General features: G+C 69.7%; 23 protein-coding genes. 9 read left to right on the top strand and 14 right to left on the bottom strand.

Translation table 11 applies throughout. The annotated features are described in order from the left end of the window. Positions 1-18 precede the first annotated feature (18 nt). Positions 19-1,389, bottom strand: a complete 1,371-nt coding sequence (locus BLU09_RS12815; RefSeq protein ID WP_244171662.1) for a BamA/TamA family outer membrane protein — start codon at positions 1,387-1,389, stop codon at positions 19-21. A 116-nt stretch (positions 1,390-1,505) separates the two neighbouring features. Between BLU09_RS12815 and BLU09_RS12810 the strand changes: the two genes are divergently transcribed. Then, entirely contained in the window at positions 1,506-2,237 is a 732-nt protein-coding gene (locus tag BLU09_RS12810) for a M90 family metallopeptidase (protein WP_186817894.1), read from the top strand. 69 nt (positions 2,238-2,306) lie between these two features. Next, entirely contained in the window at positions 2,307-3,260 is a 954-nt protein-coding gene (gene coaA, locus BLU09_RS12805; protein ID WP_090489673.1) for a type I pantothenate kinase, read from the top strand. Positions 3,261-3,267: 7 nt separating this feature from the next. Here the strand turns inward: coaA and BLU09_RS12800 are convergent, their stop codons facing one another. Together BLU09_RS12800 and BLU09_RS12795 are read right to left on the bottom strand one after the other, a co-directional pair. Continuing rightward, positions 3,268-4,659, bottom strand: a complete 1,392-nt coding sequence (locus tag BLU09_RS12800; protein WP_090489671.1) for an aldehyde dehydrogenase family protein — start codon at positions 4,657-4,659, stop codon at positions 3,268-3,270. 232 nt (positions 4,660-4,891) lie between these two features. Next, entirely contained in the window at positions 4,892-5,365 is a 474-nt protein-coding gene (locus tag BLU09_RS12795; RefSeq protein WP_244171661.1) for a GNAT family N-acetyltransferase, read from the bottom strand. 93 nt (positions 5,366-5,458) lie between these two features. On the opposite strand from BLU09_RS12795, the gene BLU09_RS12790 reads away from it, so the two are divergent. Both BLU09_RS12790 and BLU09_RS12785 read left to right on the top strand, forming a co-directional pair. After that, positions 5,459-6,529, top strand: coding sequence for an AbrB family transcriptional regulator (locus BLU09_RS12790; RefSeq protein ID WP_244171696.1), 1,071 nt, complete (start codon positions 5,459-5,461; stop codon positions 6,527-6,529). 128 nt (positions 6,530-6,657) lie between these two features. Then, complete coding sequence (locus BLU09_RS12785; RefSeq protein WP_090489665.1) at positions 6,658-7,521, top strand: NAD-dependent protein deacetylase; 864 nt, start codon at positions 6,658-6,660, stop codon at positions 7,519-7,521. Between the two features lie 15 nt (positions 7,522-7,536). Here the strand turns inward: BLU09_RS12785 and gspC are convergent, their stop codons facing one another. Beyond that, complete coding sequence (gene gspC / locus BLU09_RS12780; RefSeq protein ID WP_244171695.1) at positions 7,537-8,346, bottom strand: type II secretion system protein GspC; 810 nt, start codon at positions 8,344-8,346, stop codon at positions 7,537-7,539. A 438-nt stretch (positions 8,347-8,784) separates the two neighbouring features. Here gspC and BLU09_RS12775 point away from each other — a divergent pair, with 438 nt between their 5' ends. Next, complete coding sequence (locus BLU09_RS12775) at positions 8,785-10,431, top strand: transglycosylase SLT domain-containing protein (RefSeq protein ID WP_244171660.1); 1,647 nt, start codon at positions 8,785-8,787, stop codon at positions 10,429-10,431. A 69-nt stretch (positions 10,432-10,500) separates the two neighbouring features. Here BLU09_RS12775 and BLU09_RS12770 read toward each other — a convergent pair whose 3' ends face one another. Continuing rightward, positions 10,501-11,481 carry a hypothetical protein gene (locus BLU09_RS12770; RefSeq protein ID WP_244171659.1) on the bottom strand — a complete coding sequence of 327 codons (981 nt, stop codon included), beginning with the start codon at positions 11,479-11,481 and terminating at the stop codon, positions 10,501-10,503. A gap of 220 nt (positions 11,482-11,701) precedes the next feature. Here BLU09_RS12770 and BLU09_RS12765 point away from each other — a divergent pair, with 220 nt between their 5' ends. Next, the gene (locus BLU09_RS12765; protein WP_186817893.1) at positions 11,702-12,664 is read left to right on the top strand and encodes a class I SAM-dependent methyltransferase; all 963 of its coding nucleotides are present in this window, start codon (positions 11,702-11,704) and stop codon (positions 12,662-12,664) included. A gap of 23 nt (positions 12,665-12,687) precedes the next feature. Here BLU09_RS12765 and cysI read toward each other — a convergent pair whose 3' ends face one another. Genes cysI through BLU09_RS12730 form a run of 7 tightly spaced genes read right to left on the bottom strand, consistent with a single transcriptional unit; the run spans position 12,688 to position 21,027 of the window. After that, complete coding sequence (cysI, locus tag BLU09_RS12760) at positions 12,688-14,376, bottom strand: assimilatory sulfite reductase (NADPH) hemoprotein subunit (RefSeq protein ID WP_090489656.1); 1,689 nt, start codon at positions 14,374-14,376, stop codon at positions 12,688-12,690. A gap of 24 nt (positions 14,377-14,400) precedes the next feature. Next, a complete protein-coding gene (locus tag BLU09_RS12755; protein ID WP_090489654.1) occupies positions 14,401-16,227 on the bottom strand; it encodes an assimilatory sulfite reductase (NADPH) flavoprotein subunit in 1,827 nt (608 codons plus the stop codon). Next, entirely contained in the window at positions 16,224-17,936 is a 1,713-nt protein-coding gene (locus BLU09_RS12750; protein WP_090489653.1) for a sulfate adenylyltransferase subunit 1, read from the bottom strand. The genes BLU09_RS12755 and BLU09_RS12750 overlap by 4 nt, the downstream gene beginning before the upstream one ends. Next, complete coding sequence (cysD, locus tag BLU09_RS12745; RefSeq protein ID WP_090489952.1) at positions 17,936-18,853, bottom strand: sulfate adenylyltransferase subunit CysD; 918 nt, start codon at positions 18,851-18,853, stop codon at positions 17,936-17,938. Before cysD ends, BLU09_RS12750 begins: the two co-directional genes overlap by 1 nt. Continuing rightward, positions 18,846-19,646, bottom strand: a complete 801-nt coding sequence (cobA, locus tag BLU09_RS12740; protein ID WP_090489651.1) for a uroporphyrinogen-III C-methyltransferase — start codon at positions 19,644-19,646, stop codon at positions 18,846-18,848. Before cobA ends, cysD begins: the two co-directional genes overlap by 8 nt. Continuing rightward, positions 19,643-20,308: a precorrin-2 dehydrogenase/sirohydrochlorin ferrochelatase family protein gene (locus BLU09_RS12735; RefSeq protein ID WP_090489649.1), complete on the bottom strand. Its 666-nt coding sequence runs from the start codon at positions 20,306-20,308 to the stop codon at positions 19,643-19,645. The genes cobA and BLU09_RS12735 overlap by 4 nt, the downstream gene beginning before the upstream one ends. Further along, a complete protein-coding gene (locus tag BLU09_RS12730; protein ID WP_090489647.1) occupies positions 20,305-21,027 on the bottom strand; it encodes a phosphoadenylyl-sulfate reductase in 723 nt (240 codons plus the stop codon). Before BLU09_RS12730 ends, BLU09_RS12735 begins: the two co-directional genes overlap by 4 nt. A 690-nt stretch (positions 21,028-21,717) precedes the next feature. Between BLU09_RS12730 and BLU09_RS12725 the strand changes: the two genes are divergently transcribed. Together BLU09_RS12725 and BLU09_RS12720 are read left to right on the top strand one after the other, a co-directional pair. Beyond that, positions 21,718-22,155, top strand: a complete 438-nt coding sequence (locus BLU09_RS12725; protein WP_186817892.1) for a DUF2383 domain-containing protein — start codon at positions 21,718-21,720, stop codon at positions 22,153-22,155. A 217-nt stretch (positions 22,156-22,372) separates the two neighbouring features. Continuing rightward, entirely contained in the window at positions 22,373-23,146 is a 774-nt protein-coding gene (locus BLU09_RS12720) for a hypothetical protein (protein WP_090489643.1), read from the top strand. 13 nt (positions 23,147-23,159) lie between these two features. On the opposite strand, the gene BLU09_RS12715 is transcribed toward BLU09_RS12720, so the two are convergent. Further along, entirely contained in the window at positions 23,160-24,254 is a 1,095-nt protein-coding gene (locus BLU09_RS12715) for a hypothetical protein (protein ID WP_090489641.1), read from the bottom strand. 93 nt (positions 24,255-24,347) lie between these two features. After that, positions 24,348-24,716 carry a hypothetical protein gene (locus BLU09_RS12710; RefSeq protein WP_244171657.1) on the bottom strand — a complete coding sequence of 123 codons (369 nt, stop codon included), beginning with the start codon at positions 24,714-24,716 and terminating at the stop codon, positions 24,348-24,350. Positions 24,717-25,226: 510 nt separating this feature from the next. On the opposite strand from BLU09_RS12710, the gene BLU09_RS12705 reads away from it, so the two are divergent. Further along, entirely contained in the window at positions 25,227-26,612 is a 1,386-nt protein-coding gene (locus tag BLU09_RS12705; RefSeq protein WP_244171656.1) for a hypothetical protein, read from the top strand. Positions 26,613-26,641: the final 29 nt, after the last annotated feature.

The following is a 26,641-nucleotide window of genomic DNA, read 5'->3' as shown; positions in this document are numbered from 1 at the left end:
CTGCCTGACGTGTCGTCCCTAGGACGGATTCACCCCCGCCACCAGATAGAAGCGGAACTCGCCCGAGTTGACGCTGTAGGCCGCGTCCACGCCCACCAGGGGCAGCACGATGTTGCGCAGGTACAGCCGCAGGCCGGCGCCCACGCCCTGGGCCACCGTGGCGTTGCCCAGCCCGTCTTCCGCGTCGGGCAGGTAGCTGCGCACCACGCGCCCATTGACGTCCCGCAGCTCCCGGTCCCCGGGCAGCTTGCGCCACATCATCATCCCCGTGTCGGAGAAGGCGACGCCGCGGAAGGACAGCGGGTTCACCGTGAAGAGGGGGAAGTGGTACTCGGCGGTGAAGGACAGGCGCGTGTCGCCCCGGAACTGGCGGTAGACGAAGCCGCGCAGTGAATTGCCGCCCATCACGAACTCCTGATGGAAGGGCAGGTCCACCCCCGCCACGGCCTCGCCGCGCAGCACCAGGTTGTGTTCACCCACCAGCCGCAGGCCATGGCGGTACAGCAGGCCGAAGCGCTCGTAGCGGAAGTCACTGCCGACGCCGGGATTGGAGCGCTCGTAGGAAGCCTCCAGGTTGAGGCCCTCCATCACCGCGTGCAGGTTCTGCCGCGTGTCGATGCCCACCATCAGCCGCAGGGATGCATCCTGCTGCGACGGGCCCAGGGAGAACGCGGGCGTCGTCACCTCCTCGGAGGTGTCGGGGGACTTCGCGTCGATGGACATCAGCCGGTACTTGGCCGCCGCGCGGACGCGCTCGAACAGCAGGAAGCCCAGCTCTCCGGCGATGGACGCGGAGTTCATTCGCGTCCGTCGCACCACCTCTGGGCGCCGCTGGCCGGAGCCGGCCTGGTACTCGTCTACCCGGTCGCTGCGAAGCTGGCCTTCCAGGCTGAAGCGGAGCTGGGGCAGCCCGAAGAGGTTCGGGTCCAGGAAGCCCGCGAAGATGCCGCTCTCCGCCGTGCTCACCTGGGCCGCGGTCGCGAACTTCTTGCTGCGGCCCCAGAGGTTGTTCTCCGCGTACAGCACGCCGCCGCCGACGTTGTCGGATTGCAGCACGAAGGTGGGCGCCACCACCCAGGAGGCCTTGTCCTCCACCTCCAGAATCAGCCGCACCCGGCCCGGCCCGGAAGGCTCGTAGCTGACCTTCACCTCCTGGAAGAGGCCCGTGGCGACCAGCCGCCGCTCGACCTTGGCCAGGTCCTCGAGCGTGAGCGGGTCTCCTTCCCCCACGCGCGCATAGGCGCGCACCGTGTCCGGCTGGGTCTTCTCCGGGCCGCGGACCACCACTTCCTCGACGACCGGGTCTGACTCCGTGATTTGCGCCGGTGCCTGGGACGCCAGGAGGCTCAGCCCCAGCGCCGCGCATCGAACCCACACGCGTCTGCTCATCACTCGTTGCACGTCCGTGAAAGGGGCTGCCGGCCGCGCCCGCCAGGCGCAATCTACCTCCAGTTTCGTCCCGGGAGGTGCTCCTCGCGCCGTGCACGTCTGCTATGCCAGGGCGCATGTTCTCCTTCATCCGCCAGTTCCGGCGTCGGCGACTGCTTCGCCGCCCCTTTCCGGAGGCCTGGCTGGGCTACCTCGACGCGCGCGTGCCCTTCTTCCGCACCCTCTCCCCGGAGCTGCGGCAGTCCTTCCTGGACAAGCTCAAGGTGTTCGCGTGGGAGAAGGAGTTCATCGGCGCCGGCGGCCTGGAGGTCACCGACGAGATTCGCGTGGTGATATCCGCCACCGCGGTGCAGCTCGTGGTGCACCTGAGCCTGTCGTATTACGACCGGCTGCGGGAGGTCATCGTCTATCCCAGCGCCTTCCGAATCCCGGACCGCACGGGCGGGGTGCTGGGCGAGGCGAAGAACTGGGGCTCCGTCATCCTCTCGTGGGAGTCGGTGCTCGCGGGGCTGCGCAACCCGGGCGATGGTCACGACACCGCCACGCATGAGTTCGCCCACGTGTTGGACCGGGCCGACGGCGCCTTCGATGGCACGCCCAACCTGCGCGCGTATTCGCATTACCGGGCCTGGAGCGCGGTGATGAGCGAGCACTTCCACAAGCTTCAGCAGGGCCAGCGCCGGGAACGGCAGGTGCTGGATGACTACGGTGGGCTCAACGAGGCCGAGTTCTTCGCGGTGGCCACCGAATCGTTTTTCGAGAAACCCCGGCAAATGCAGGAGAAGACGCCGGAGCTCTATGAGGAGCTGAAGCGCTTCTACGGGTGGGATCCCGCGGCTGGCACCTGAACGTCCGAGCGTGAACGTCTCGGCTGTGCTACGCGGCGGCTAGGATGTTCATCTCCTGGAGTGGAATCCATGGCCTTAGCCACCGGTCTGTCCCCATCCATGTTCATCGACCTGGAACGGGAGGCCTGGCGGGCGCTGCGTGCCGCTACGCCTCTGCCGCTGAAGTCCGAGGACATTGATGGACTGCGGGGCCTGGGAGAGCACCTCGACCTGGACGAGGTGGTGGACGTCTACCTGCCCTTGTCCCGGTTGCTGAACCTGCAGGTGGCCGCGGCGCAGCGGCTGTGGGCGGAGCAGCAAGCCTTCCTGGGAGGTTCGGCGCAGAAGGTGCCGTACATCATCGCCATCGCCGGGAGCGTGGCGGTGGGCAAGAGCACGACGGCGCGCATCCTCCAGGCGCTGCTGAAGCGGTGGCCGGACCATCCGCGCGTGGAATTGGTGACGACGGACGGGTTCCTCTTCCCCAACGATGTCCTCACCGCGCGCGACTTGATGAAGCGCAAGGGCTTCCCGGAGAGCTACGACCGGCGCGCCCTGGTGCGCTTCCTGGCGGAGCTGAAGGCCGGACGGGCGGAGGTGGCGGCGCCGGTGTACTCGCACCTCGTCTACGACGTGGTGCCTGGCGAGGCGCAGGTGGTCCGCCAGCCCGACATCCTCATCCTGGAAGGGCTCAACGTCCTCCAGGCCGGGGCACAGGAGGGGAAGCAGATGCCGGCGACGTTCCTCTCCGACTTCTTCGACTTCTCCATCTACGTGGACGCGCACGAGCACGACATCCGCCGCTGGTACGTCAACCGTTTCCTCAAGCTCCAGCAGACGGCGTTCCGCGACGAGCGCAGCTACTTCCGCCGCTTCTCCGAGCTGAACCACGAGCAGGCGATTCAGCTCGCGGAGTCGGTGTGGGGCGAAATCAACGGGCCCAACCTGGCCCAGAACATCGCGCCCACCCGTTCTCGCGCGCGCCTCATCCTCCTCAAGGGCCCCGACCACAAGGTGAAGCGGGTGAGGCTGCGCAAGCTGTAGCCGCGCGTCAGAAGCGCAGGCGGTAGTGGAGCGCCTTGGGCCGCGTCAGGGCGTCGAAGCCCAGCGCGCTCAGCGTCACGCCGCGTCCGGAGTCCTTCACGCCGCTCCATGGCAGCGCGGGGTCCAGCGCGTCACAGCGGTTCATGTAGACGGTGCCCGCTTCCAGTTGCCGCGCCAGCCGGTCCGCGCGCTCCCGGTCGGACGTCCACACGCTCGCGGTGAGGCCCAGCCGCGAGGCATTCATCAGCGCCAGGGCCTCCTCATCCGAGTCCACCGGCGCGATGGGCAGCAGCGGCCCGAAGGACTCTTCGCGCATCAGCCGCGCCTGGGGGCTCACGTCGCGGAGCAGGGTGGGCTCGAAGAACCGGCCCCGTCCTTCCACTTGTACCGCGCGGCCACCCGTGACGAGCCGGGCGCCCAGGCTCGTGGCGTCCTGGACGAAGGACTGCAACTCGGCGGGGTGCCAGGGCTGGGCGATGGGGCCCATCGTCGTCTGCTCGGACTCCGGGTCGCCCAGCACGTAGGCGCGCACGAGTGGCTCAGCGGCGGCGATGAAGCGCTCGTACAGCGAGCGGTGCACGTACACCCGCTCCACGGCGCAGCAGCTCTGCCCCGCGTTGTACATGGCACCGTCGACGATGTTTTCCACCGCCTTGTCGAAGTCACAGTCCGGCGCGACGTAGGCCGGGTCGTTGCCTCCCAGCTCCAGGCCGATGTGGAGGAAGCGCTCGCGCGCGGCTGCCTGCATTCTGTGGCCGCCGAGCACCGAGCCCGTGAAGAGGACGTGGTCCACACGCGCGTCACCGACGAGCTGCTCCGTGCCTGGGTAGTCCAGGAAGATGGCCTGCACCGCGCCGTCGGGCGCGCCTGCTTCGGCGAAGGCGCGCGCGAAGTGGCCACCGCACAGGGGCGTGCGCGGCGAGTGCTTCACGATGACCGCGTTGCCTGCGAGCACGGCGGGCGCAATGGCATTCACCGCGGTGAGGAGTGGGTAGTTCCAGGCGGGCAGGTCCAGCACCACGCCCAGCGGCTCCTTCGCGATTCTCCGCTCGAAGCCGTCCTTGGGCGGCAGGACGATGTCCGCGAGGGATTCCTCGGCGATGGCGGCCATGTGGCGCAGGCGTCCCGCCATGCCGCCCACCTCACCCCGGGCCTGGGACAGCGGCTTGCCCATCTGCCGGGTGATGTCCCGTGCGATGGCGTCGGCGTTCTTCTCCATCGCCTCGCACGCGCGCAGCACCCGCTTCACGCGCTCCGCCACGCTCAGGGCGCGCAGCGCGCGCGACGCGGCGCGGGCTCGCTCCAGCACGGTGTCCAGCTTCGCGGGCGACGTGGGCTCGACCGAAGCGGCGACGTCACCGGTGAAGGGATTGTCGACGATGTGAGTGCACTGGCTCATGGCCTCACAGGAAAGCCATGGACGCGCATTGCGTCATGGGTCCACGAAGTCGCCGGCCGCCCCAGCCACCCCGGCGCGTGAGGTACGCGACAGATGGCGTCCGGGAAGTGTTGTCGGCCCATCGCCAGCCTCCGTGCTTCAGGCGTCGGGGTGACGGGGGCGTGCCGCAGCGCCATGCCCAGCGGCAGTCAAGGCTCGCTCTCGTTCCCCATCGCGAGGCCGTGACCCGGCGTCAGCGCGTCCCGCCCGCTGGCCGCACCATGTCGATGTGGGGAATGCCGTCCTCGTCATAGACGTCGCCCTGCGTCTGGAAGCCGAAGCCTTCGTAGAAGCGCTGGAGGTAGTGCTGGGCCCCGATGTGGACGGCGGCCTGTGGGTACAGGTTGTCCAGCCGGGCAAGGCCACGCGTCACCAGCTCGCGCCCCAGCCCCTGGCCCCGTGCGCGGGGCGACGTCACCACGCGGCCCAGGCTGCTCGCCTGGGGATACTTCGCACCGGGAGGCAGCACCCTCAAATACCCGGCGAGCAGCCGGGTACCCTGCGACTCCGTGTGGAGCAGCAGGTGTTCCGCGCTCCGGTCGAAACCGTCCACGTCCTGGTAGATGGAGCGCTGCTCCACCACGAAGACTTCCTGTCGCAGGGCGAGCACGTCGTACAGCTCATCGAGGGACAGCGCCTGGAAGGACTTCCATTGCCAGCATCGCATGAGGAGGGCGTCTAGCATGGGTTAGCGTGCGGGGCTTTCCTCGGCGGATGCCCGGCGCATGTCTCCCCCTTCATTGGTACGTTCGGCGCCGTGATGACGAACGACTCCGCGCCTGGACGCCGCTCACGCCGCGTGGTGGCCGTCACCGTGGCGACGCTGCTCGCCGCTGGACTCGCGGAGCTTGCCCACCTGCCTGCCGGGGCGTTGCTGGGGGCGATGGTGGTGTCCATCGCCGCGTCGCTGACGCTGTCCGTGCACGTCCCGGTGCCGCGCCGGGGGCTGCTGGTGGCGCATTCGGTGCTGGGGGGCGCGCTGTGTTCGTCCTTCTCTCCGGAGGCCTGGAGCGCGCTCGCGGACAGCTGGGCCGTGTCACTGGGCGCCGTGGTGGGCGTGGTGGCCGTGGCGCAGGGCGTGGCGTGGGTGTGCGCGAAGCTGGGCTACCTGGACTCGCGCACCGCCACCTTGGGGCTGATGCCGGGCGGCGCGTCCGCGATGGTGGCGCTGAGCGATGAGCTGGGCGCGGACGCCCGGCTGGTGACGCTCTTCCAGTTCATGCGCCTGTGCATCGTGATTCTCGTGGCCGTGGTGGTGGGGCGGTGGGTGGGGGATACGCCGGATGTGGCAGTGGCCCGCGCGGCGGACCTGCCGGGCTCGCCGCCACCGCTGTGGGCATGGCTGACGACGGCGGGAGTGTCCGCGGTGGGCAGTTTCCTGGGGCTGCGCTTGAAGCTGCCGGCTGGTGCCTTCCTGGGGCCTGTGTTGCTGGGCATCCCCCTCACGGCGCTGGGCCTGCCGGTGGGCGCGTGGCCCCCGGGCCTCCTCCCGTTGGGCCTGTGGGTGCTGGGCGTGCGCGTGGGCAGCCAGTTCGATGCCTCGGCGGTGCAGGATCTGAAGCGCGTCGCTCACGTCGCACTGGCGGCCTCGGTGGGGATGGTGGTGGGGTGTCTGCTGCTGGCGTGGGGCTGGTCCGCCGCCACGGGCGTGGACCTGCTCACCACCTACTTCGCGACGTCTCCAGGCGGCGCTGACTCCGTGCTGGCCATCGCGCTGGGCACGCGTGCCACTTTGTCCGTCGTGCTGGCGGTCCAGGTGGGACGGCTGCTCTTGATCTTCCTCGTCGCACCGACGTTCCTGCGCAGGCTGTCTTCCGCCCGGAGCGCGTGAGCACCCCGCTGGCCAGGCTGGCAGGCGTGCCTGCCCGAGCGGGCGGGGGCAGGTGTGCGCCCGGGAGGTCCGAGGGGAGGGCGGACGTCCGGCGCGGTCAGGGATGCGCGGTTAATATGTAGGCCGCGATGACTGCCCCGCACGATGCCCTGCCTGTTCCCAGCCTTGCTCCGAGCATGGAGGCGCTGGTCTCATTGCTCTCGCGCCGCAGCACGGTGGTGCTCACCGGGGCGGGGTGCAGCACCGAGTCAGGCATCCCCGACTATCGGGGGCCCGGGACGCGGGCGCGGGCGCGCAATCCCATTCAGCATCGCGAGTTCCTCACGCGCCCCGAGGCCCGGGCGCGCTACTGGGCGCGAAGCCTGAGGGGCTGGCCGCGCTTCTCCTCGGCCCGGCCCAACGCGGCGCACGCGGCGCTGGCGGAGCTGGAGCAGGCGGGCCATGTCCGAGGCCTCATCACCCAGAACGTGGACGGGCTGCACCATGCCGCTGGCAGCTCGCGGGTGATTGAGCTGCATGGCGCACTGGCCAAGGTCCGGTGCCTCGCGTGCGGCGCGCAGGAGGCGCGCGAGGCGTTGCAGGCGCGGCTGCTGTCGCTCAACCCTGGCTTCTCCCTCGAGGTGCTGGAGCTGCGTCCGGACGGTGACGCGGACCTGACCTCCGAGCAGCTGTCGTCCTTCCAGGTCCCTGCGTGCCTGGTGTGTGGTGGAACGCTCAAGCCAGACGTCGTCTTCTTCGGCGACAACGTGCCGGTTCCCACCGTGGCGTCGGCGTTCGCCCTGTTGGAGGAGGGCGACGCGCTGCTGGTGGTGGGCTCCTCGCTGGCCATCTTCTCCGGCTACCGCTTCCTGGTGCGCGCGTCCGAGCGCCGCATGCCCATCGCCATCCTCAACCTGGGGGAGTGCCGGGGCGTGGAGCTCGCGGACGTGCACCTGGAGGCGCGGGCAGGGGATGCGCTTCCCCGGCTCGCGGCGGCACTGGTCCGGAGCTGAAGGGCCGTACGGCAATCACCTCACGTCGTACACCTTGCGGACCGGGCTCCCTCCGCGCTCGATGTCGAGCTCGAGGTGCGAAGCGCCCCGTAGCAGCATGAAGGCCTCCAGGGCTCTGTCGGGCGCGTCGAGCGAGACGCCATTGATGCGCCGGAGCACGTCACCAGACTGGATGCCGAGCTGCTCGTAGAGGGAGCCTTTCTTGATGGAGAAGACCTTGAAGCCCTGGGGCTTGCCGTCTCGGAAGGACGGCACCACCCGGGCCTGGGCGAGCAGGCCGTCCATATTGGAAAGCGCGTCTTCGACAGCGCGGCGGGACACCTCATAGGTGTGCTCACCCACCGCGCGGACGCCCGTCTGCGCGGGCGCGGCGTTCGTCAGGAAGGGCGCGGGTGAGACGCCGCCGTGGCGGTCGGCGCGGATGAACTCCTCCCGGCCGTCCACCAGGAAGGTGATGCGCTCGCGCTCGATGGAGACGACGCGAGCGCCCTGCAGGTCGTCACCGGTCATCACGCTGCGGATGCGCTTCGCGTCGAGGTCCTCGACCGAGGCGAGCGACCACTGCGAGTCATGCGCCACCAGGGTGCCGAGCAGCTTCAGCCGCAGGGACGTGTTCATGGCCGTGCCGCCACCCGAGGGCGGCGCCGGCTCCGGCGATTGGTCGAGGGAAAGTCCTGTGAGTCTTGCCAGACGACTGCCTTCCAATGCCGCGCGAGGGCGTGAGGCAGCCTCTGTCGGCAAGGCTTTCTCATCCCGCATGTTTGAAATGCGTGGCGTGAATGCGAACTCCACGAGCAGGTTGGTCGTGCTCGCCAGGAGCAGCATGGCGAGTGCGATGACTGTCGTGGTGAGGAGCCAGAAGTGCTTCCGGAGTGGATGGGCCATGGCCGAGTGCCTTTGGGTTCAGGAGTGACACGCGGCCCTTGAGCAAGCACGAGGCCAGGGCCTGAGTGGGGCTGCGCTCACTCTGATGGCGTTGCCCGCACGGGATTCACCCAGCCCTCCCTGTCACGGAGGTGCGAGGTGTGGGTGACAGGCTGTCACGGCGCTCTTTGACAGAAGGGTCACGCGTTGCGCGGTGCGTCGACTCTTGTTTGGTGTTTGTGGAATTGAACAGAAATGACGGACCAATGTGTCCTGCCAGATTTGACAATTTCGATACCAGTGTTTGTCTGGGGATGAGGCAACTTCGTTTCATCACGGGCGAGAATCGTGAATATCCCCCGGCCCCAACGCAGCATCGGGTGACGAAAGGTATTGGCCGTGAAGACCCATTCCGTTCGCAGTGGCGACACCCTGAACGCGCTGGCCCGCAAGTACAACACGTCCGTCTCAGCGTTGGCCCAGGCCAACAACATCACGGACCCGAACAAGATTCGTGCGGGCCAGAAGCTGACCATTCCGGACACGTTCGAGAGCGCGCCCACGCGGGGAGGGGACACCACGGGTTCCGGCACGGCCAACCGTTCGGCGGGCGGCGACAACTTCACCCCCGCGGCGACGACGACGCGCGCCGCCAACGGTCAGGTTCGCGACGACGACGGCCGGCAGTTCCCCACGTCCCGTGACGGCACGCCGCTCTACAAGCAGGGCGACGCGCAGTGGGGCTCGCGGCGGCTGGGCACCGGTTCGAGCCTGTCAGCGGCGGGTTGTGCCATGACGGCCACCGCCATGGCCGTGAGCAAGATCACCGGGAAGACCATCAACCCAGGGGAGATGGACGCGTACCTGGACCGCAACAACGGCTACTCGGGCAACGCGCTCAAGTGGGGCTCGGCGGCGGCCATGGGCGGCCTGGGCGCCGCGAAGCAGGCGTGGAACCTGGACACCATCAACCGGCAGGTCGACGCGGGCCGGCCGGTGGTCGTGGGCGTGGACTACAAGGCGGGCAGCGGTGGTGGCTCGAACGGCACCGACCACTGGATCACCATCACCGGCCGTGGCACGCAGAACGGCAAGCCCGTCTACTACGCGAACGACCCGGCCACGGGGAAGGAGATCACCCTCAACGTCCAGGGCAACCGTCTGTCGGGCGGCCCCCAGGGCTACAAGACGACGGGTGAGCTGGTGACCTTCTCGGGCGGCAACCCGCGTCCGGGCAACACGAATGGCGGTGGTGGCACGGGCGGCGTGGGCTCCCAGCCGCCGCCGACCTCGGGCGGCTCGGTGAAGGGCATGAAGTTGCCCGCGGGTGACCTGGAGAAGGGCGCGCGCGGCCCAGCGGTGGAGCAGCTCCAGCAGGCGCTGGTGAAGGGCGGCTACATGACCCAGGCCGAGATGAACACGGGCCCGGGCGTCTTCGGTCCTCGCACGGAATCGGCGCTCAAGGAGTTCCAGGCCGCCAACAACGTGAAGAACACGGGCTACTACGGTCCGCTGACGCGCGCGGCGTTCTCCAAGCTTGGCGCCACCGTGGCCAGCGGTGCCGGCGCCACCAACGGCACGGGTGGAACGGGCGGTACGCAGGGCACGGGCAACGCGGGCCCCGCGAAGGGCAACAACGATCTGAGCGGCTTCTCGTCGAACAAGTACGACAACCTCATCAACGAGATGTCGCAGAAGTACAACGTGCCCGCGCGCCTCATCAAGGCGGTCATCCAGCAGGAGTCCACCTTCAACCCGAACGCGAAGTCGGGCGCGGGCGCGGTGGGCCTGATGCAGCTCATGCCGGCCACCGCGCGCGAGCTGGGCGTCACCAACCGTACGGACCCGCGCCAGAGCATCGAGGGTGGCACCAAGTACCTCTCGCAGCAGCTCAAGCGCTTCAACGGTGACGTGCGGCTGGCGCTCGCCGCCTACAACGCGGGCGCGGGCAACGTGAACAAGTATGGCGGCGTGCCTCCGTTCAAGGAGACGCAGGACTACGTGCGGAAGATCACCGGCTGGTACAACGGCGCCGGCCCCGCGTAGCTCACCACGACGTGCCGCGACTTCGGCCCGGCTCCCTATGTGGGCGCCGGGCCGTCGTCTTTCCGGCGCTCAGGGCGTGGGCCAGAAGGCGGGTGCGTAGACGTCCGGCACGGACATCACGCGCTGCTGCGTCTTCGGGTCCCAGACGGTGGCCGCCGCATAGCCTCCGTAGGAGGTGACCAGCAGGAGTCCCCGGTCGAACTGGAAGCCCAGGTACGCGTCCGGCTCCGTGAGGTCCTTCAAGGACAGGCGCTGGTCTCCATGGGCCCAGAGCAGGGGCTGTCCGAGCACGAGCATGGGGCCCTCCTGGCGTGCCCGGTAGTAGAGCGTGCCGTCCGGGCCGGGCAGCTCCATCCACCAGCCCGTTCCCTCGCTCCCCGACTCCTGCGCATTCAGTTCCTTCGCGACCGTCGGCGCGGCCTTGCTGCCAGGAATCCGGGTGGGCAGTGAGGCCGTCCATGTCGGCGTGAGGGTCGCCTCCGCTTCGAGCAGGCCGTGCTCGGAAGGCGCGTCCCCCTGGAAGCGGGCCGCCTTGAGCTCGATGCGCTTCCAGCCGCCGTCCTCCAGGCGATAGGCCATGGCCAGTCCCGGCGCGCCCTTGCCCTTCGGCACGGGGATGCTCTCGCCGTCGAAGGTGATGGGCCCCTTCGATTCAGAGGCCAGGACGACGAGCGCCACGGGTCGGCTCTGCGCGTCGAAGCCGACGCGCATCACAGCGGGCTCGTTGGGGTTTCCAGCGCTGTTTCCTCCGGGCAGCGACTTCAGGTCCAGCGGCTGCCCGGACTTCGCGGCGACGTCCACGCGCCAGGCACGCGGGACTTCCCCTTCGCCCGAGGGCCACGTGAAGAGGAGCCCCTGCTTGCCATCCGGACTCCATGACACCGAGGACCTGTCGCAATAGGCGTCGAAGCGAAAGACTCGGGTGGCCGTGCCCTTCAAGGGCTGGCGCATCCATTCGCAGTGTTCGGCGTCCTCGGTGGGTTTGAGGTAGCCGAGCTCCGTCTGTGCCTCGGCGGGGGGCGGAGCGGGCTTGGGCGGAGATGCGGGCACGGCCTCCGCGCGGGGCGCTGCCGCGGGGGCAGGGGGCGCGGCTGGCTTGTCCTCCTTGTTGGACTGACAGCCCAGGAGGGCGACGGCGGCGAGAAGGGCGGAAGGGGTGCGGAACCGATGCAAGGAATACCTCGGCGGTGCGGGCCTTCGATTGGGGGAGATTGTGCACCGCGCGGAAGCCACGGAACAGGACAGATGCCACGATAGGCTCCGCGCCATCATGCCGAGCCCCACCGAGTCCTCCTCGCATCCTCGCCGCTTCCATGCCGAGTCCCTGATCCACATCCATCGGCACTTGCTGGCGTCGCTCGGTGCGGGGCCCGTCACCATCGAGGTGCCAGACCCGGACCTGGGCAGGGGGTGTTACCCCGGCGAGCGTGTGGGCCCGTCTGGCGCGCTGCTCCATCGGCCCCTGCGCAGTTGGTGCGACCTGGCGGAGGGGCTCGCGTGCCGGCTGCTGACGCCCCGCGCGGTGGATGCGACGCACATCTCGCTGACCTTCGAGCGACTGGGGCCCGAGGCGCCCTGGCACGCGGGGGGCAAGGCGGACGAAGTGGTGTCACCGCAAGAACGCTACGGCGCGGCCTCCGCGTTCGCGCGCCTGCGCAAGCTGGAGGACGCGGGCTTCCTGTTGCCCTGGCTCGAAGCGCTTGGGCGCATCCGGTTGCCGGAGTCAGGCCGCGTGCTCGACCTGGGCGTCAATCGCGGGGATGAACTGGCGGCGTTCTCGTGGCTCGAGGAAAGCCCGGACGCGCGCTTCGTGGGGGTGGACCACAGCGCCAGCGCCATCGAAGAGGCGCGCGCTCGCTTCCCCGATGCCCGGCATCGCTTTGTCGTCGCCGACCTCAATGCGCTGCCGGAGGACCTGGGACGCTTCCACCTGGTGGTGTCCGTAGGCACGCTGCAGAGCCCCGGTGTGGACGACCATGCGCTGCTGCGCAAGCTCGTGCAGGAGCACCTGGAGCCGAGCTCGGCGCTGCTGCTGGGCTTTCCCAACTCCCGCTTCCGGGATGGCGAGGTCGTCTATGGCGCGCGGGTGCGGAACCTGCGCGAGCCTGACCTGTCGCTGCTGGTGAAGGACCTGTCCTTCTACCGCCGCTATCTGCACCAGCACGGCTTCCGCACGTTCCTGGGCGGCAAGTACGACCTGCTCCTCACGGCGGTGCGGGCCGCGGGCGATTGAACACGCGCGCGGTCCGCGTTGGCTCAGGCCGGCCGAGGCTGAACGGCTGGGCTGGGGACGTGGCCCGCGCGCACCACGAAGTCGCCAAAGCCTTCACCGGGCTGACGTTCGCGTGCGTAGCCTTCGAACAATGGCTCCAGCGCGGCGAGGATGGCGTCCTCGTCGATGTTCTCCTTGTAGAGATGACTGAGGCGCTGGCCTCGCGCATCTCCGCCCAGGTGCAGGTTGTAGCGGCCCGGCGCCTTGCCCACGAGTCCCACCTCCGCCAGGTATGGTCTCGCGCAGCCGTTGGGGCACCCGGTGATGCGGAGCAGCAGGTTGGCGTCCTGCAGGCCATGCGCCCGCAGCCGGTCCTCCAGCCGTCCCACGAAGGTGGGCAGGTAGCGCTCCGCCTCCGCCATGGCGAGCCCGCACGTCGGCAGCGCCACGCACGCCAGCGCGTTGCGGCGCACCGGGCTGGCGGTGCGGAAGCTGTCCAGCGCGTGCGCCGTCACCAGCGCGCCGATGGCGTCGCGAGCCTCGGGCGTCACACCCGCGATGACGAGGTTCTGGTTCGCCGTGAGCCGGAAGTCCCCCGTGTGGATGCGCGCGATCTCCCGCAGGCCCGTCAAGTGCGTGGCGCCGGGCCGGTCCGCCACGCGGCCGCTGTCCAGATGCAGCGTCAGATGCCACCGGCCGTCATGGCCCTCCGTCCACCCGAAGCGGTCTCCGTTGTGCTCGAACGCGAAGGGGCGCGCCGGCTGGAGCGGGAAGCCGAGCCGCTTCTCCAGCTCCGCCGTGAACCAGGGAACGCCGCGCTCCTCCAGGACGTACTTCAGGCGCGCGTGCTTGCGGTTGGTGCGGTCCCCGAAGTCGCGGTGAATCTTCACCACCTCCTCGGCGACGGCGAGCGTCTGCTCCGGAGGGATGAAGCCGACGACGTCCGCCAGCCGGGGATAGGTGGCCGCGTCACCATGCGTGGCGCCCATGCCGCCGCCCACGGAGACGTTGAAGCCCACGAGCGCGCCGCCCTCGATGATGGCGATGAAGCCCAGGTCCTGCGCGAAGACATCCACGTCGTTGAGGGGCGGCACCGCCACGGCGGTCTTGAACTTCCGGGGCAGGTACGTGGCGCCGTAGATGGGCTCGTCCTCACCGCCGGCCACCTTCTCCTTCCCCAGCCAGACTTCGTAGTAGGCGCGCGTCTTCGGCAGCAGGTGCTCGGAGATGCGCACCGCCCACTGGTACACCGTCTCGTGGACGCGCGAGTCCACCGGATTGGGGTTGCACAGCACGTTGCGGTTCACGTCGCCGCAGGCGGCCAGCGTGTCCATCATCGCTTCGTTGATGCGGGCGATGGTGGGCCGGAGGTCTTCCTTGATGACGCCGTGCAGCTGAAAGGCCTGCCGCGTGGTGATGCGCAGCGTGTGGTTGGCGTGCTCGCGTGCCAGCGCGTCCATCACCAGCCACTGGGCCGGTGTGCACACGCCTCCAGGCAGGCGGGTGCGGAGCATGAAGCTGTAGTCGGGCTCCAGCTTCTGCTGACGCCGCTCCTCGCGCACGTCGCGGTCGTCCTGCTGATAGCTGCCGTGGAACTTGATGAGGTTGGTGTCCGGCGTGGCGAGGCCGCCCGTCACCGGGTCCTCCAGGCTCTCCGCCAGACTGCCCCGGAGCAGGCGGCTCTGGGTCTTGATGTGCTCCACTTCGGAGAGTGGCTTGGGCTGGTGGCTCATGTCGTTGCTCGCAATCGGAATGGGTCAGTAGACGTCGCGCAGGTAGCGCCGCTGCTCGCGCAGGGATTCGAGCCAGGCGTGCGCGTCCTCGCGGCTCTTGCCGCCATGGGTGGAGACGATGTCCACCAGTGCCTCGTGGACATCCGGGGCCATGCGCTGGGCGTCGCCGCACACGTAGAGGTGGGCGCCGCCTTCGAGCCATTCGTAGACGTCACGTCCGGACTCACGCAGCCGGTGCTGCACGTAGACCTTCTGTGCGCGGTCCCGCGAGAAGGCGAGTGACAGCCGGTGCAGCGTCTGCTTCTTCAGGGCCTCCTGCCACTCCGTCTGGTAGAGGAACTGGGTGCGGAAGTGCTGCTCACCGAAGAAGAGCCAGTTGCGGCCCTTCGCACCGGTCTCCGCGCGCTCCTGGACGAAGGCCCGGAAGGGCGCCACGCCGGTGCCAGGGCCAATCATCAGCACGTCCTTGTCGCCGTCCTCCGGCAGCCGGAAGCGTTCGTTCGGCTCGATGAAGACGCGGACCGTGTCGGTGCCGGCCGTGCGCGTGGCCAGGTGGTACGACGCCGCGCCGAAGTGCCGCAGGTCGAGCGCCGTGTAGTCCACCACCGCCACCGTGAGGTGCGCCTCTTCACCCACGCGCTTGGGGCTGGAGGCAATCGAGTACAACCGGGGCGTCAGCCGGCGCAGGGACTGGACCAGCTCCGTGGCGTCCCAGGTGGCCTTGTAGGCGCGGAGTACGTCGATGACTTGATGCCCCGCCAGCAGCGCGCGGAAGGCCTCGGCGCGGCCCGGTTCGAGCACTTCGCGCAGCGCCGCGCTGCCGGACAGCCTGGCGTGCCGCTCCAGGAAGGGGCGGTTGAGCCTGGTGATTTCCAGCTCGTCACTCAGCCAACGCGCCAGCGGGAGCGTGCGGCCCTCTCGGGTGACCGCCGCTTCTCCGTCGAGGCGCAGCTCGGACAGGAAGGACGCCACCAGCTCCGGCGGATTGTGGGGCCACACGCCCAGCGCGTCGCCGGGGGCGTATTCCAGCCCGGAGCCCGCGAGCGCCAGCTCCAGGTGTCGCACGTCCTTGAGCGCGCCGCGTGCGGTGATGCGCTGATTGAGCAGCACCTCCGCCGTGTAGGGCGCTTCCTTGGTGAATGTGGGCGTGGCGTGCGGCTCCCGCAGCGGCACGACAGGGGCCGTCACCGTCGCCTGCGGAGCCAGTGCTTCGCGCGCCAGGGTGTAGGCCTGGTCGAGCCAACCCTTGGCCACGGGCTCGAAGTCCACGTCGCAATCGGCACGCGCCAACAACTGGCTGGCGCCCAGCTCCGCGAAGCGGGCGTCGAGCCGCCGGCCCACCTCGCAGAAGCGCGGGTAGCTGGAGTCTCCCAGCCCCAGCACGGCGTAGCGCAGCCCCTCCATGCGAGGCGCGCGCTTGCCGAGGATGAACTCACAGAATCCGCGTGCGTCGTCCGGCGGGTCGCCATCTCCCTGGGTGCTGATGACCACGCAGAGCAGCTTCTCCTTGGCCAGCTCCCGCACCGGATAGTCGCTGGCCCGGAACAGCCGCGTGGCGAGCCCGGCGGACTCCACCTGGTGCTTGAGGCGCTCGGCCAGGAGGCGGCTGTTCCCCGTCTGCGTCCCGTAGATGATGGTGAAGTGACCGGCGGGGGCCGCCACGGGTACGGGCGCCACGGGGACGACGGTGGCCTGGGGGGCGCGGACGGCCAGTCCCGCCGTGTAGCCGCTCAGCCAGTGCAGGGCGGAGGCGTCCATCTCCTCCACGAGCTTGAGCAGCAGGGCACTCTTGTTCTCACCCAGCAGCGCGTTGATGAACGGGGGCGCGTGGGTGGCAGGGGATGCGCTCATCGTGCGGCCTCCCGGAGGGAGATGATCCGGTCGAGGTGTTGCTCCAGGTCTTCAGTGGCTTCCAACTCCAGCCACGCGGCGCCGGCATCGCGGGCCTCCGCGCGCAGGGCCCGGTGTGTCTGGGGCGCGTCGGTGTGGACCAGGGCCACCAATCCCGCCGCCGCGAGCGCCAGCGCGACCTCCACATCACCGGGGGTGGTGGTGACGTGCCAGCCCAGGTCGAACAGCCGGCGCTCCAACTGGAATGCGCGTGAGCCCGCGTCCGGCGTGGTGGGGAGCAGGACGATGGCGCCGGGCTGCCCCAGCCGTCCCCGCCGCTCGGGCTGCGTGACGAGCGAGGAGGCCACGTCGCCCTTCGTCGACTCCTCCACGGGCCCCAGGACCATGCCCGCGGCCACCGTGTCGTGCGTGAGCGCGTCGATGACGATGAAGGCGCCCGTGCGGCGGTTGTCACGGTACGGGTCGGTCAGCAGCGGCCGACGGCACACCACCCGCACCCGGCCGATGTCGTTGAGCGACAGGGACTCGGCGGGCTGCTCGGACAGGTCCGCCAGTTCCTTGCGCCACAGCACCCGCTCGATGTGCGCGGGCGCGGTCCGCGAGGCCTGCTTCACCAGGTAGCGGCGCGAGCAGTCCAGCGGCTGTTCTCCGAACCACACGAGCATCGCGTCGAGCTGGTGGAGCGACAGCGGCGGCTGGTCCACGTGGGCCAGCACGTCGCCTCGGCTGGCGTCCACTTCGTCCGCGAGTCGCAGCGTGACGGACGCGGGGGACGCGGCCTCCTCCAGCGGTCCGTCGAAGGTGTCGATGCTCGCCACGCGCGTGCGCCGCCCGGAGGGATGGACCTGGATTTCATCCCCGACGCGGACGGTGCCGGAGGCAATCTGTCCCGCCAGCCCTCGGTAGTCCTGGTGGGGCCGGAGCACGTACTGCACGGGGAAGCGGAAGGGCGCGTCGTCCTGCCGGCGCTGGTGGGGCAGGGACTCCAGCCACGCGAGCAGGGTGCCGCCTTCATGCCAGGGCGTGCGGGCGCTGGGCCGGGTGATGTTGTCCCCGCGACTGGCGCTGACGGGGAAGAGCCGCACGCCCTCGAAGCCGAGCGCGTGGGCGAAGTCCACCAGCTCGGCGCCGATGCGCTCGAAGGTGCCGCGGTCGAAGTCCGTGAGGTCCATCTTGTTCACCGCCACGGCCAGGTAGGGGATGCCCAGCAGCGAGGCGATGTACGCGTGGCGGCGCGTCTGCGGCAGCACGCCCAGTCGCGCGTCCACCAGGATGACCGCCGCGTCCGCGGTGGAGGCGCCGGTGGCCATGTTGCGCGTGTACTGGATGTGGCCCGGCGTGTCCGCGACGATGACCTTGCGCCGCGCGGTGCTGAGGTAGCGGTAGGCAACGTCGATGGTGATGCCCTGCTCACGCTCGGCGCGCAGGCCGTCGGTGAAGAGGGAGAAGTCCAGTTCCTCTTCGTCCGCGCCGGCCGCGGCCTTCAGGCCCTGGACCAGCACCTCGGAGGGCACGGACACGGCGGCGGCGGTCCGCTTCGCGCTGGCCTTCCGCACGGCGGAAATCTGGTCCTCGAAGAGCCCGTCGCACTCGTAGAGGAGCCTGCCGATGAGGGTGGACTTCCCGTCATCCACGGAGCCGACCACGACGAGCCGGAGCAGCTCCCGGGAGGCATGCTGGTCGAGCAGTTGCTGCAAGCCGGTGTCCATTAGAAGTAGCCCTCGCGCTTCTTGAGCTCCATGGAGCCCTCTTCGTCGTGGTCGATGAGTCGGCCCTGCCGCTCGGACTGGCGGGCGTTCACCATCTCGTGGATGACGGTCTCCACCGTGGTGGCGGAGGATTCGATGGCGCCACTGAGCGGGTAGCAGCCCAGGGTCCGGAAGCGCACGCGCCGGAGTTCGGGCTTCTCCCCGGGCCGCAGCCGCATGCGCTCGTCATCCACCATGAGCAGCGTTCCGCCCCGGTCAATGACAGGACGCTCCGCCGCGAAGTAGAGCGGCACCACGGGGATGCGCTCGCGCAGCACGTAGTGCCACACGTCCAGCTCCGTCCAGTTGGACAGCGGGAAGACGCGCATGCTCTCGCCCGCGTCGACGCGGCCGTTGAAGAGGTTCCACAGCTCCGGCCGCTGGCGGCGAGGGTCCCACTGTCCGTGCCGGTCCCGGAAGGAGAACACCCGCTCCTTGGCGCGGGACTTCTCCTCGTCGCGCCGCGCGCCACCGAAGGCCGCGTCGAAGCCATGCGCCGCCAGCGCCTCCAGCAGCGCCTGCGTCTTCATCGCATGGGTGTACTTCTGGCTGCCGTGGTCGAAGGGGTTGATGCCCTCGGCCAGCGCGCGCTGGTTCCGGTGGATGATGAGGCGCAGTCCGTGGCGCGCCACGAAGGCGTCCCGGAACGCATACATGTCCCGGAACTTCCAGGTGGTGTCCACGTGGAGCAGCGGGAAGGGCAGGGGCGCGGGGTGGAAGGCCTTGCGCGCCAGGTGCAGCAGGACCTGGGAGTCCTTGCCGATGCTGTAGAGCATCACCGGGTTGGCGAACTCGGCCACCGTCTCCCGGAGGATGTGGATGCTCTCCGCTTCCAGCTCCGACAGGTGGGACGCCCGCGCGAACGTGTGCTCACTCATGACCGCCCTCCGCCACGCGCGCTGGCGCGTGTCCATGCTCCGAGGTTCCCTGCGCCACCAGCGAAGGCAGGCGCTCGCGCAGCGAGACGACCTCGCCCACGATGAGCAGCGACGGCGAGCCGAGCGCGTCACGCGTCGCCGCCTGGGCGATGTGGCTCAGCGGAGCCTCCACCACCCGTTGATGCTCCCACGTGCCCGCCTCCACCACGGCGGCCGGGGTGGACGCGGAGCGCCCCGCGCCGACCAGCGCGCGCACCGTCTCCTCCAGCCGGCTGCCCGCCATGTAGAGGACCAGCGTCTGGGCCTTCGCCAGGAAGTCCCAGGCCGGCGCGCTGCCGCCTCGGTATGCGGTGGCGAACGTCACCGCCCCGGAGACACCCCGGTGCGTGACGGGAATGGCCGCCGCCGCGGGCACGGCTGTCCCCGCGGTGAGGCCGGGCACGACTTCATACGGGATGCCCGCCTCTTCCAGCGCGAGCGCTTCCTCGCCGCCGCGGCCGAAGACGAAAGGGTCACCGCCCTTGAGCCGCACCACGCGGCGCCCCAGCAGCGCCTGGGCGATGAGGATGACGTGAATCTCCTCCTGGCTCACGGAGTCTCCGCCGCCCTCCTTGCCCACGTAGATGAGCCGGGCGTGGGGACGCGCATGCTCGAGCACGCCAGGGTGGACCAACCGGTCATGAACGACGGTGTCCGCCTCCCGGAGCACGCGCGCGGCGCGCAAGGTCAACAGCTCCGGGTCTCCCGGACCCGCGCCGACCAGGAACACTCGGCCTCTCGTCTGCTCTCTCATCGTGTCTCTCCAAGAATCTTCGAGTGCTCCAATTCCGTGCGGAGCCGAGCCCAGGCGGCCTTGCGCTCGCCTCGCTCCAGCAGCGCGCCGATGTCTCCCACCGCCACCTGCTTCAGCAGTCGCTGGCGCGCTTCGCCTCGGGGCAGGTGTTCGCGGAGCCAGCCGCTGAGTCGCGCCAGCCAGATGTGGTGTCGCGTCACCTGGGCGGTGAGCGTCTTGCGCAGGTGGCTGGCGAGCGCGGGGGCCCGGCCCGCCGAGGACACGGCGATGGTGATGGGGCCGCGCCTGCCGACGGAGGGCAGGGTGAAGTCACACAGCGCCGGTTCGTCCGCGGTGTTGACCCACAGGCCCAGGTCCCGGGCTTCGGCGGCCACCCGCCGGCCCACGGCCTCGTCATCCGTGGCCGCGAGCACCAGGTGATGGCCGCGCACGTCGCCGGCCTCGTAGGAACGGGGCTGCCATTCCAGGCGTCCATCGGCTGCGAGCCGCCGCAGCGTGGCGGTGGTCTCCGGTGCGATGACGCGCAGTCGCGCGCCGGCGTCGAGCACCGCGAGGGCACGGCCCTCCGCGATGGCGCCGCCGCCCACCAGCAGGACGGAGCGTCCTTCGAGTCGAAGGCACACGGGATAATCCAAGGCGTGTGAAGGCATGGCGCGTTTCATCGGACCGGGTGGAGGCCGCACTCGCGGTTCTCCGCGGACTCCCACCACCAGCGGCCCGCGCGCTCGTCCTCGTAGGGTTTCACCGCGCGCGTGCAGGGCGCACAGCCGATGGACGGGTAGCCACGGTCATGGAGCGCGTTGTAGGGCACGCTGTTCGCCCGGACGTAGGCCCAGATGTCCCGGCTGCTCCACGTGGCCAGCGGGTTGAGCTTGAGCAGCCCATGCGCGCTGTCCACCTCCAGCGTCGCCACGTCGGTGCGGGTGACGGACTGCTCACGGCGCAAGCCCGTCACCCACGCTTGTTGGCCCGCGAGCGCGCGCGACAGGGGCTCCACCTTGCGGATGGCGCAGCACGCCTTGCGTGCCTCCAGGCTCTGGCGGAAGGAGAAGTAGCCGTTCGTGGACTCCAGCGCCTCCACGCGCGCGCGCTCGGGGAAGTACGTCTCCACGGTGACGCCGTAGCGCTTACGCACCACCTCCATGAGCTCGTACGTCTCCGGGGGCAGGCGTCCGGTGTCGAGCGTGAAGAGGCGCAGGCTGGGCGCATGCTGGCGCGCCAGGTCGATGAGGACCATGTCCTCCACGCCGAAGCTGGAGGCGATGGCCGCGCGCGCGCCGAAGCGGCGCTCGGCCCAGGCGAGGAGGTCCTGCGCGGGGGCGTCCTTCACTTCAGTGGCTTCGGCGAGCAGGGCCGAGGCCTGGGGCTGCGGGGGCGACATGGTGACTCCAGGAAAAGAAAAGGCCCGCCTCTTTCGAGGGCGGGCCGCACGAGCAAGAAGGTTCGAGAAGGACGCGCTACACGCTTCTCGATGCTCGGCACCCGCCTGCAGGCGGACACACGGGACACGCACGGCACAGACAGAACGCGCTACCCGTGACACAGGCGTCATCACCCCCGGCGGGGAGCACGGGAGAGCAGGGGACACGGGCGTCGGCGGTGAAGGTCATGGGGGAGGCGCGGTGCAGGGCTGGGGGCGGAAACGAAAACGGCCCGGTTCCTGGGAGAGGAGACCGGGCCGGGAAGAGCGCGAGGAGGGAGGCTTGGAAGGGCGTCCCGTGTGCGCGTCAACAACCCAGGTCCGGCTGACGACAACAGGCACACGACGGACAGCAGCGGCTGGCAAACGGCGCGGCGGTCGGTGTGTGGGAGTGCGTCATCGCGAAGACCTACGCTAGCGGCTGTTTCAGGCGCGCGTCAACCCGTCCTCCTCGATGCGGTATGCGGGGCGGGGCCTGCCCGAGGGACGCCCGCTCGCCCGCACGCATGGGGAGCGGGACACGGCGCCGTCGGGTGAACGTCCGCGCGGACCTTGGAAGGAGGCGGGGAGGCGAGCCCTCGTTGCCCATGCGGCAGCGGGCATCACCTTTTGCGGCAAGCCGGATTCACCCGTCACCCATGGAGGCCATCGATGGCGAGCACCAACAAGGACGTCGAGATGCTCAACTCGTTCCTGCGCGGCGAAATCTCCGCCGTGGAGACCTATCGCAAGGCGATCGGGCACGTCTCGGACGCACTGGCTCGTGACGCGCTGGAGTATTGCCAGCACGACCATGAGCACCGGGTCGAGGAGATTCGCGAGCGCATCCTGAGGATGGGCGGTGAGCCCGTAGAGAGCTCGGGCATGTGGGGCACCTTCGCCAAGCTGGTCCAAGGCGGCGCGGACATCCTGGGCGAGAAGGCCGCCATCCAGGCGCTGGAGGAGGGCGAGGACCATGGCCTCGCCGACTACCAGCGCGACGCGGACCAGGTGCATGGCGAGAATCGACGCTTCGTGCGGATGGAGTTGATTCCCGCGCAGAAGCGGACGCATGAGCGGCTCAGCCGTCTCAAGCGCACCCTTCACTAGCGCGTGCCGCGCGGATGCGCGCCGGCCGGGTGTCTCGTTCCGGGCGCCCGGCCGGATTTTCTCAACCCGTGCGACACGACACCGGCTTGAATCCCCGGGCATCCGGTCCGTCTCAGGTCACGCGCGGCGCCCTGAACCCTCCCCTGATGGGGTGTTGGAGCTTGTGCGCAGGGCATGCGATACCTGGGGTAGCTCGTCGCGTTGAGGGAGGCGGAGCATGTCGCCGGACCGCGGTTCATCGGAACGGGAGCCACGCCCGGAGCAGGTCTCCGGCGAGGAAGCCCGGACCGTGCCCGCGACCTCCACCTCGCTGATGGACGCCAGCCATGCGGGGACGCTGAGCGCGGGTTGTGAAGCCCTCTTCCGCTCCACCGAGACGACGCTCCAGTGGGCCTGGCGGGTGTTGAAGTGCGCGAAGGCGGGGCCGGGCGCGGGCCCCCTGGCCACGTCCGCCCGTCAGTGCGCGCTCGAGTTCCTGGATCGCGTCCCGCCTCATGTGCGCCGCGGTGTGGCGGAGCTCCTGGGGTACAGCAACCTGTGGCAGGCGGTGTGTACGCGGCTGGGACGCCCGGTGGCGCGCTCCACCGAGGAGCTGCAGCATGAGCTGGGCGAGGACCTCCAGGTCCTGCTCCACGGCGCCCAGGCGCGGCTGGGGACCGCCGCCGCGCTGGAGCAGGGGCTCCTGGTCCACCTGGGGCGGCTGCGCGATTCTCGCCGGGGGGAGCCGGGCGCGCCGCTGGAGCTGCGCGCGGCCCTGGACGCCTTCACCCACTCCCTGTCCGAGCTGATGACCGCGGCCAGCGCCTACCGCCGCGCGTGGGAAGCGGCGGAGACGGAGCTGTCCGAGTCCGCGGCGTGGCTGGGCGCCGGAGACCCGGGCTTCTGCTCGTGGATGGCGGACCACCTGTCAGAGACAGTCTTCGCGTGGCGCAACGCCCACGCCTCCGTCCGCACGCTGCGCGAGCTGGGAGAGCTGTCCCAGCAGTCGTAGCCGGACGCCTGCCTCACGCATCCACGAGGATGCGGTGCCGGTACAGCTCCAGCAGGACGTCCTCGGACAGGTCCGCCTGCTTGTGCTCGCGCAGGTGCTTGCGCACGGCGTCCACGGGCTCGCGTCCGGTGAAGTCGACGAGCAGTCCATAGGCTTCACCGGGCAGGGCCACGGCGTCGTATTCGCTGTACGCGCCCAGGGCCACGCTGCCGTCCTGCATCCACTGGACGGTGGCATCGGGGTTGAGCTTGAGCGTGCGCGGCAGCTGGGGCGCCACGGCGGTGTGATGGAGCTTCTCCAGCGTCTTCAGCTCGATGGTGCCATCCAGGCCCAGCAGCTTCTCCACGCCGTCCGGGGGCAGCGCCTTCACCAGGCGGTAGCACTCCCGGAAGTAGTCGAGCTCGAGTCCCTCGTAGCCCTGCCACAGCGCCGCGTAGGTCTTGGCGGGCGGCGCGGTGTCATCGAGGTCCTCCACGGTGAGCGGTCCGGGCTGCGTCTCCGCGCGGTCCCTGCCGGACAGCACGTAGTCGGGGAGGAGCTGGAGCGCCGTCCAGCGTGACAGCTGGATTTCGGCCAGCGTCAGGTACGTCTTGAGGGACATCCAGAACTTGCGGCCGTCCGCGCCCGCCACGTACTTGCAGAAGAAGGTGGAGCAGACGGCTTCTCGGTAGGGCCAGATGGTGCAGCCGCCGCTGTCCGCGGAGAAGTAGCCGCAGCGCAGGGACGCGGCCCGGCCGAAGAACTGGTGGCCGTTCTTGTAGAGGAACTGGAACTTGGCGGGAGGCTTCACCCACTGCGGCGTGACGCCCACGCGGCTGGCGATTTTCGCCTCCATGCGGCGCCGGCCCTCGGCCAGCTCGGGGCGGTCATCGGACAGCAGCGCGCCCACCAGGTAGTTGGGCAGGCGCGGTGAGTACGTGCAGCACTTGGTGTCCGGCCGGAACATGCGGCTGACGCCGTCCACGGAGTCGACGGCGCCCTGCGCGGAGCCCTGGCTCATGGCGCAGTTCGAACAGGTGGCCTTGCTCTCCTCGGGAACGTCCTGCCGGAAGAAGTCAGGAAGGAGGTCGCGGTAGAGAAGGGGAAGGCTGTCGAGCATGCGTGGCATGGCGGCTCCGGGAAGGTGTCCACCGACGCGCCGGACTCACTGGCGCGGGCTTTCTTCCCGGAGCCTGACGAGCGGAACGACGCGTCGAGCGGCCTAGAAGTAGCAGATGGAGTCGAAGCCGCAGTAGCCCTGACGGTCTCCGCACTGACAGTCGTAGTCATCCGCACAGAACATCGCCGAGCAGAAGGGGCCACCTGAGCCGCCGGTGCCGCCGCCCGTTCGATAGGTGTACTCGCACACGGAGTTCACGCAGGCGGCCGTCTGCGCGTTGGGACACGCGTTCGCACACTCCCAGTCCTCGTCACAGAAGGACTGGAAGCAGATGGCCAGCGAGGACTCGGCGCTCGCGCTGTTCTCACAGAGCGCCTCGGGCCCGGAGCTGATGGGGTCAGCCGCCGCGACGGTCGCGAACGTCAGCAGCAGGGCGGCACTCCAGGCGAAGGGACGGCGGATGAAAGACATGGATGCTCCTGAGCCGACACCCCGGGCGGGAGTGCATGGGAATGTCAGGCTGTCAAAGAATACCAGGATGTGTCTGGGGTGACGGCAGGCGTTTTGGCTCGCTTGCATTCAATGTCAGACATTCTTGCCGGCCGACGTGGCACGTCGCGCGAAGATTCCGTCCCGACTGATGCACTGCGTATCACGCCCGCTGCGTGAGTTGCCCATGCGCTCCGTGAGGGGGCGCCGTCGCGAGTCGTGTTTCACCCGCGCAGGCAGGTCAAAAAGCATGGCTGTAAGTGAAATCGCGCGATGACCTGACGGTACAGGTGGCGTGTCCAGTAGGCTACGCAGCCAATGCCGTGGGTCATCCCCCCGTTGACCACTCGGAGGTGTGCCATGGACGGATCCGGTCCCCTCCCGTTTCCGGTTGAAGCCCAGGACGTTGGCGTCATCGGACGCGTGCATGCTGCGCTGACGCATCAGTTTCCGCACCTGCATCCAGTGGCGCGTCATGCCATCAGTGGGCTCGTGCGTTTCTGCGACGGGTGGCGGCGGCTGTTTCCGGCGCGGAGGCCGACCCAGGTGGTGCCCGCGCTGACGACGTGGGAGCAGTTCCTGACGACCGAGCCCCGCTCGCGCCGCATCATGGTGACGGTGCAGCCGTTGGGCGTGGACACGGACGGCGGGATGTGGGCACCGGTGCTGCTGGCGCGTGTGGCGCGCTGGTACCGCGACAGCCGCGGCGTGCGCCGGCAGAACCAGCCCCTGGACGTCTGGGTGGCGCGCCTGGGCCGTGAAGGCTCCGATGCACGCCAACGCGTCCAGGACGCGGACGTCCTCACCGCCGCCATCACGTGCGAGGACGGTGGGCTCCAGGTGGTGCGTTTGTCCCTGGACGACGCGGCGCTGACGCCTGACGCGGTGGCGGCGTTGCTGGCGCGCACGCCCAGCCGCTCGCTGGCCGAGGCACGCCGGGAGGGCTTGTTCCCGCAGGTGCTGGTGGACCGCGCCTCGCGAGGCGACAGCGCCTGGACGTCCCACCTGCTGACGTCGAGCGCCTGGTTCGGCGCGCGAGTGGACGCGGCGACGGGCGCCCTGGAGCTGAGCTTCGACCACCTGGTGATGGATGGCACCGCGATGGCCGAGCTCTCGCTGGCGGCCTCGGAGGGCTTGCCGCGCAGGGAGGGCCGCGCGGCGCCGGGCGAATGGCTCACCGGTCCCGAGGAGCCGTCGCCGCTGCTGCGAGTGGAGCTGCCGGAGGGGCTCGACTTCCGGAACCTCACCTGCGCGATGCTCCAGGCGGTGCAGCGGGCCGGCGAGGGCGTGTTCCCCGTCGACAATCCCACGCTGCTGGTGCCGGTGCTGCCCGCATCGCCGCACACCGTGGCTCGGAAGTGGCGGCGCATTGGTATCGCGGTGGTGCCCTCGCGGACGCGCACAGGGCCGATGACGCCCGCGCACGTCGCGCACCTGCTGGAGCAGACGCGGCGGGGCGGCGGCGTGCTGAAGGACATCTTCTCCACGTTGTACTCGCCGGCGCTGCCGTGGTGGATGCCCTCGCTCACCACGCACGGCTTCGCCTTCACGCCCTTGCTGCGGCAGGTGCCCGCCGCCCTGGGAGGCAATGCCCTGCTGTCCAAAATCACCTTGGAGGTCGACGATGATGAAGCGCTGGCGCGGCATTCCCCGCTCTTCTTCAACACGATGCGGCCGCTGTGTGCCGTGGGGGGCGGCGTGGCCCTCTGCGTGACGGAGGTCCTCCACGCGACGCCCTCGGGCGTGCGCAAGCGCTTCTTCGCGGCGCTCGCGGGCAGTGGTGCCCTGGGCACGCGCGAGAAGCTGCTGGCCTTCCGGGATGTGCTCGTCGCGGAGGCGGTCAGCAGGGCCCGGTCGCGACGCCCGGCACTCCCTTGAATGAACCTTCCTGGTCTTCCGTCACGAGA

This window comes from Myxococcus virescens, from assembly GCF_900101905.1.
GTDB classification, from domain to species: domain Bacteria; phylum Myxococcota; class Myxococcia; order Myxococcales; family Myxococcaceae; genus Myxococcus; species Myxococcus virescens.
Note: the sequence above shows the minus strand (reverse complement) of the source record. Positions and strands in the feature narration are given on the sequence as shown.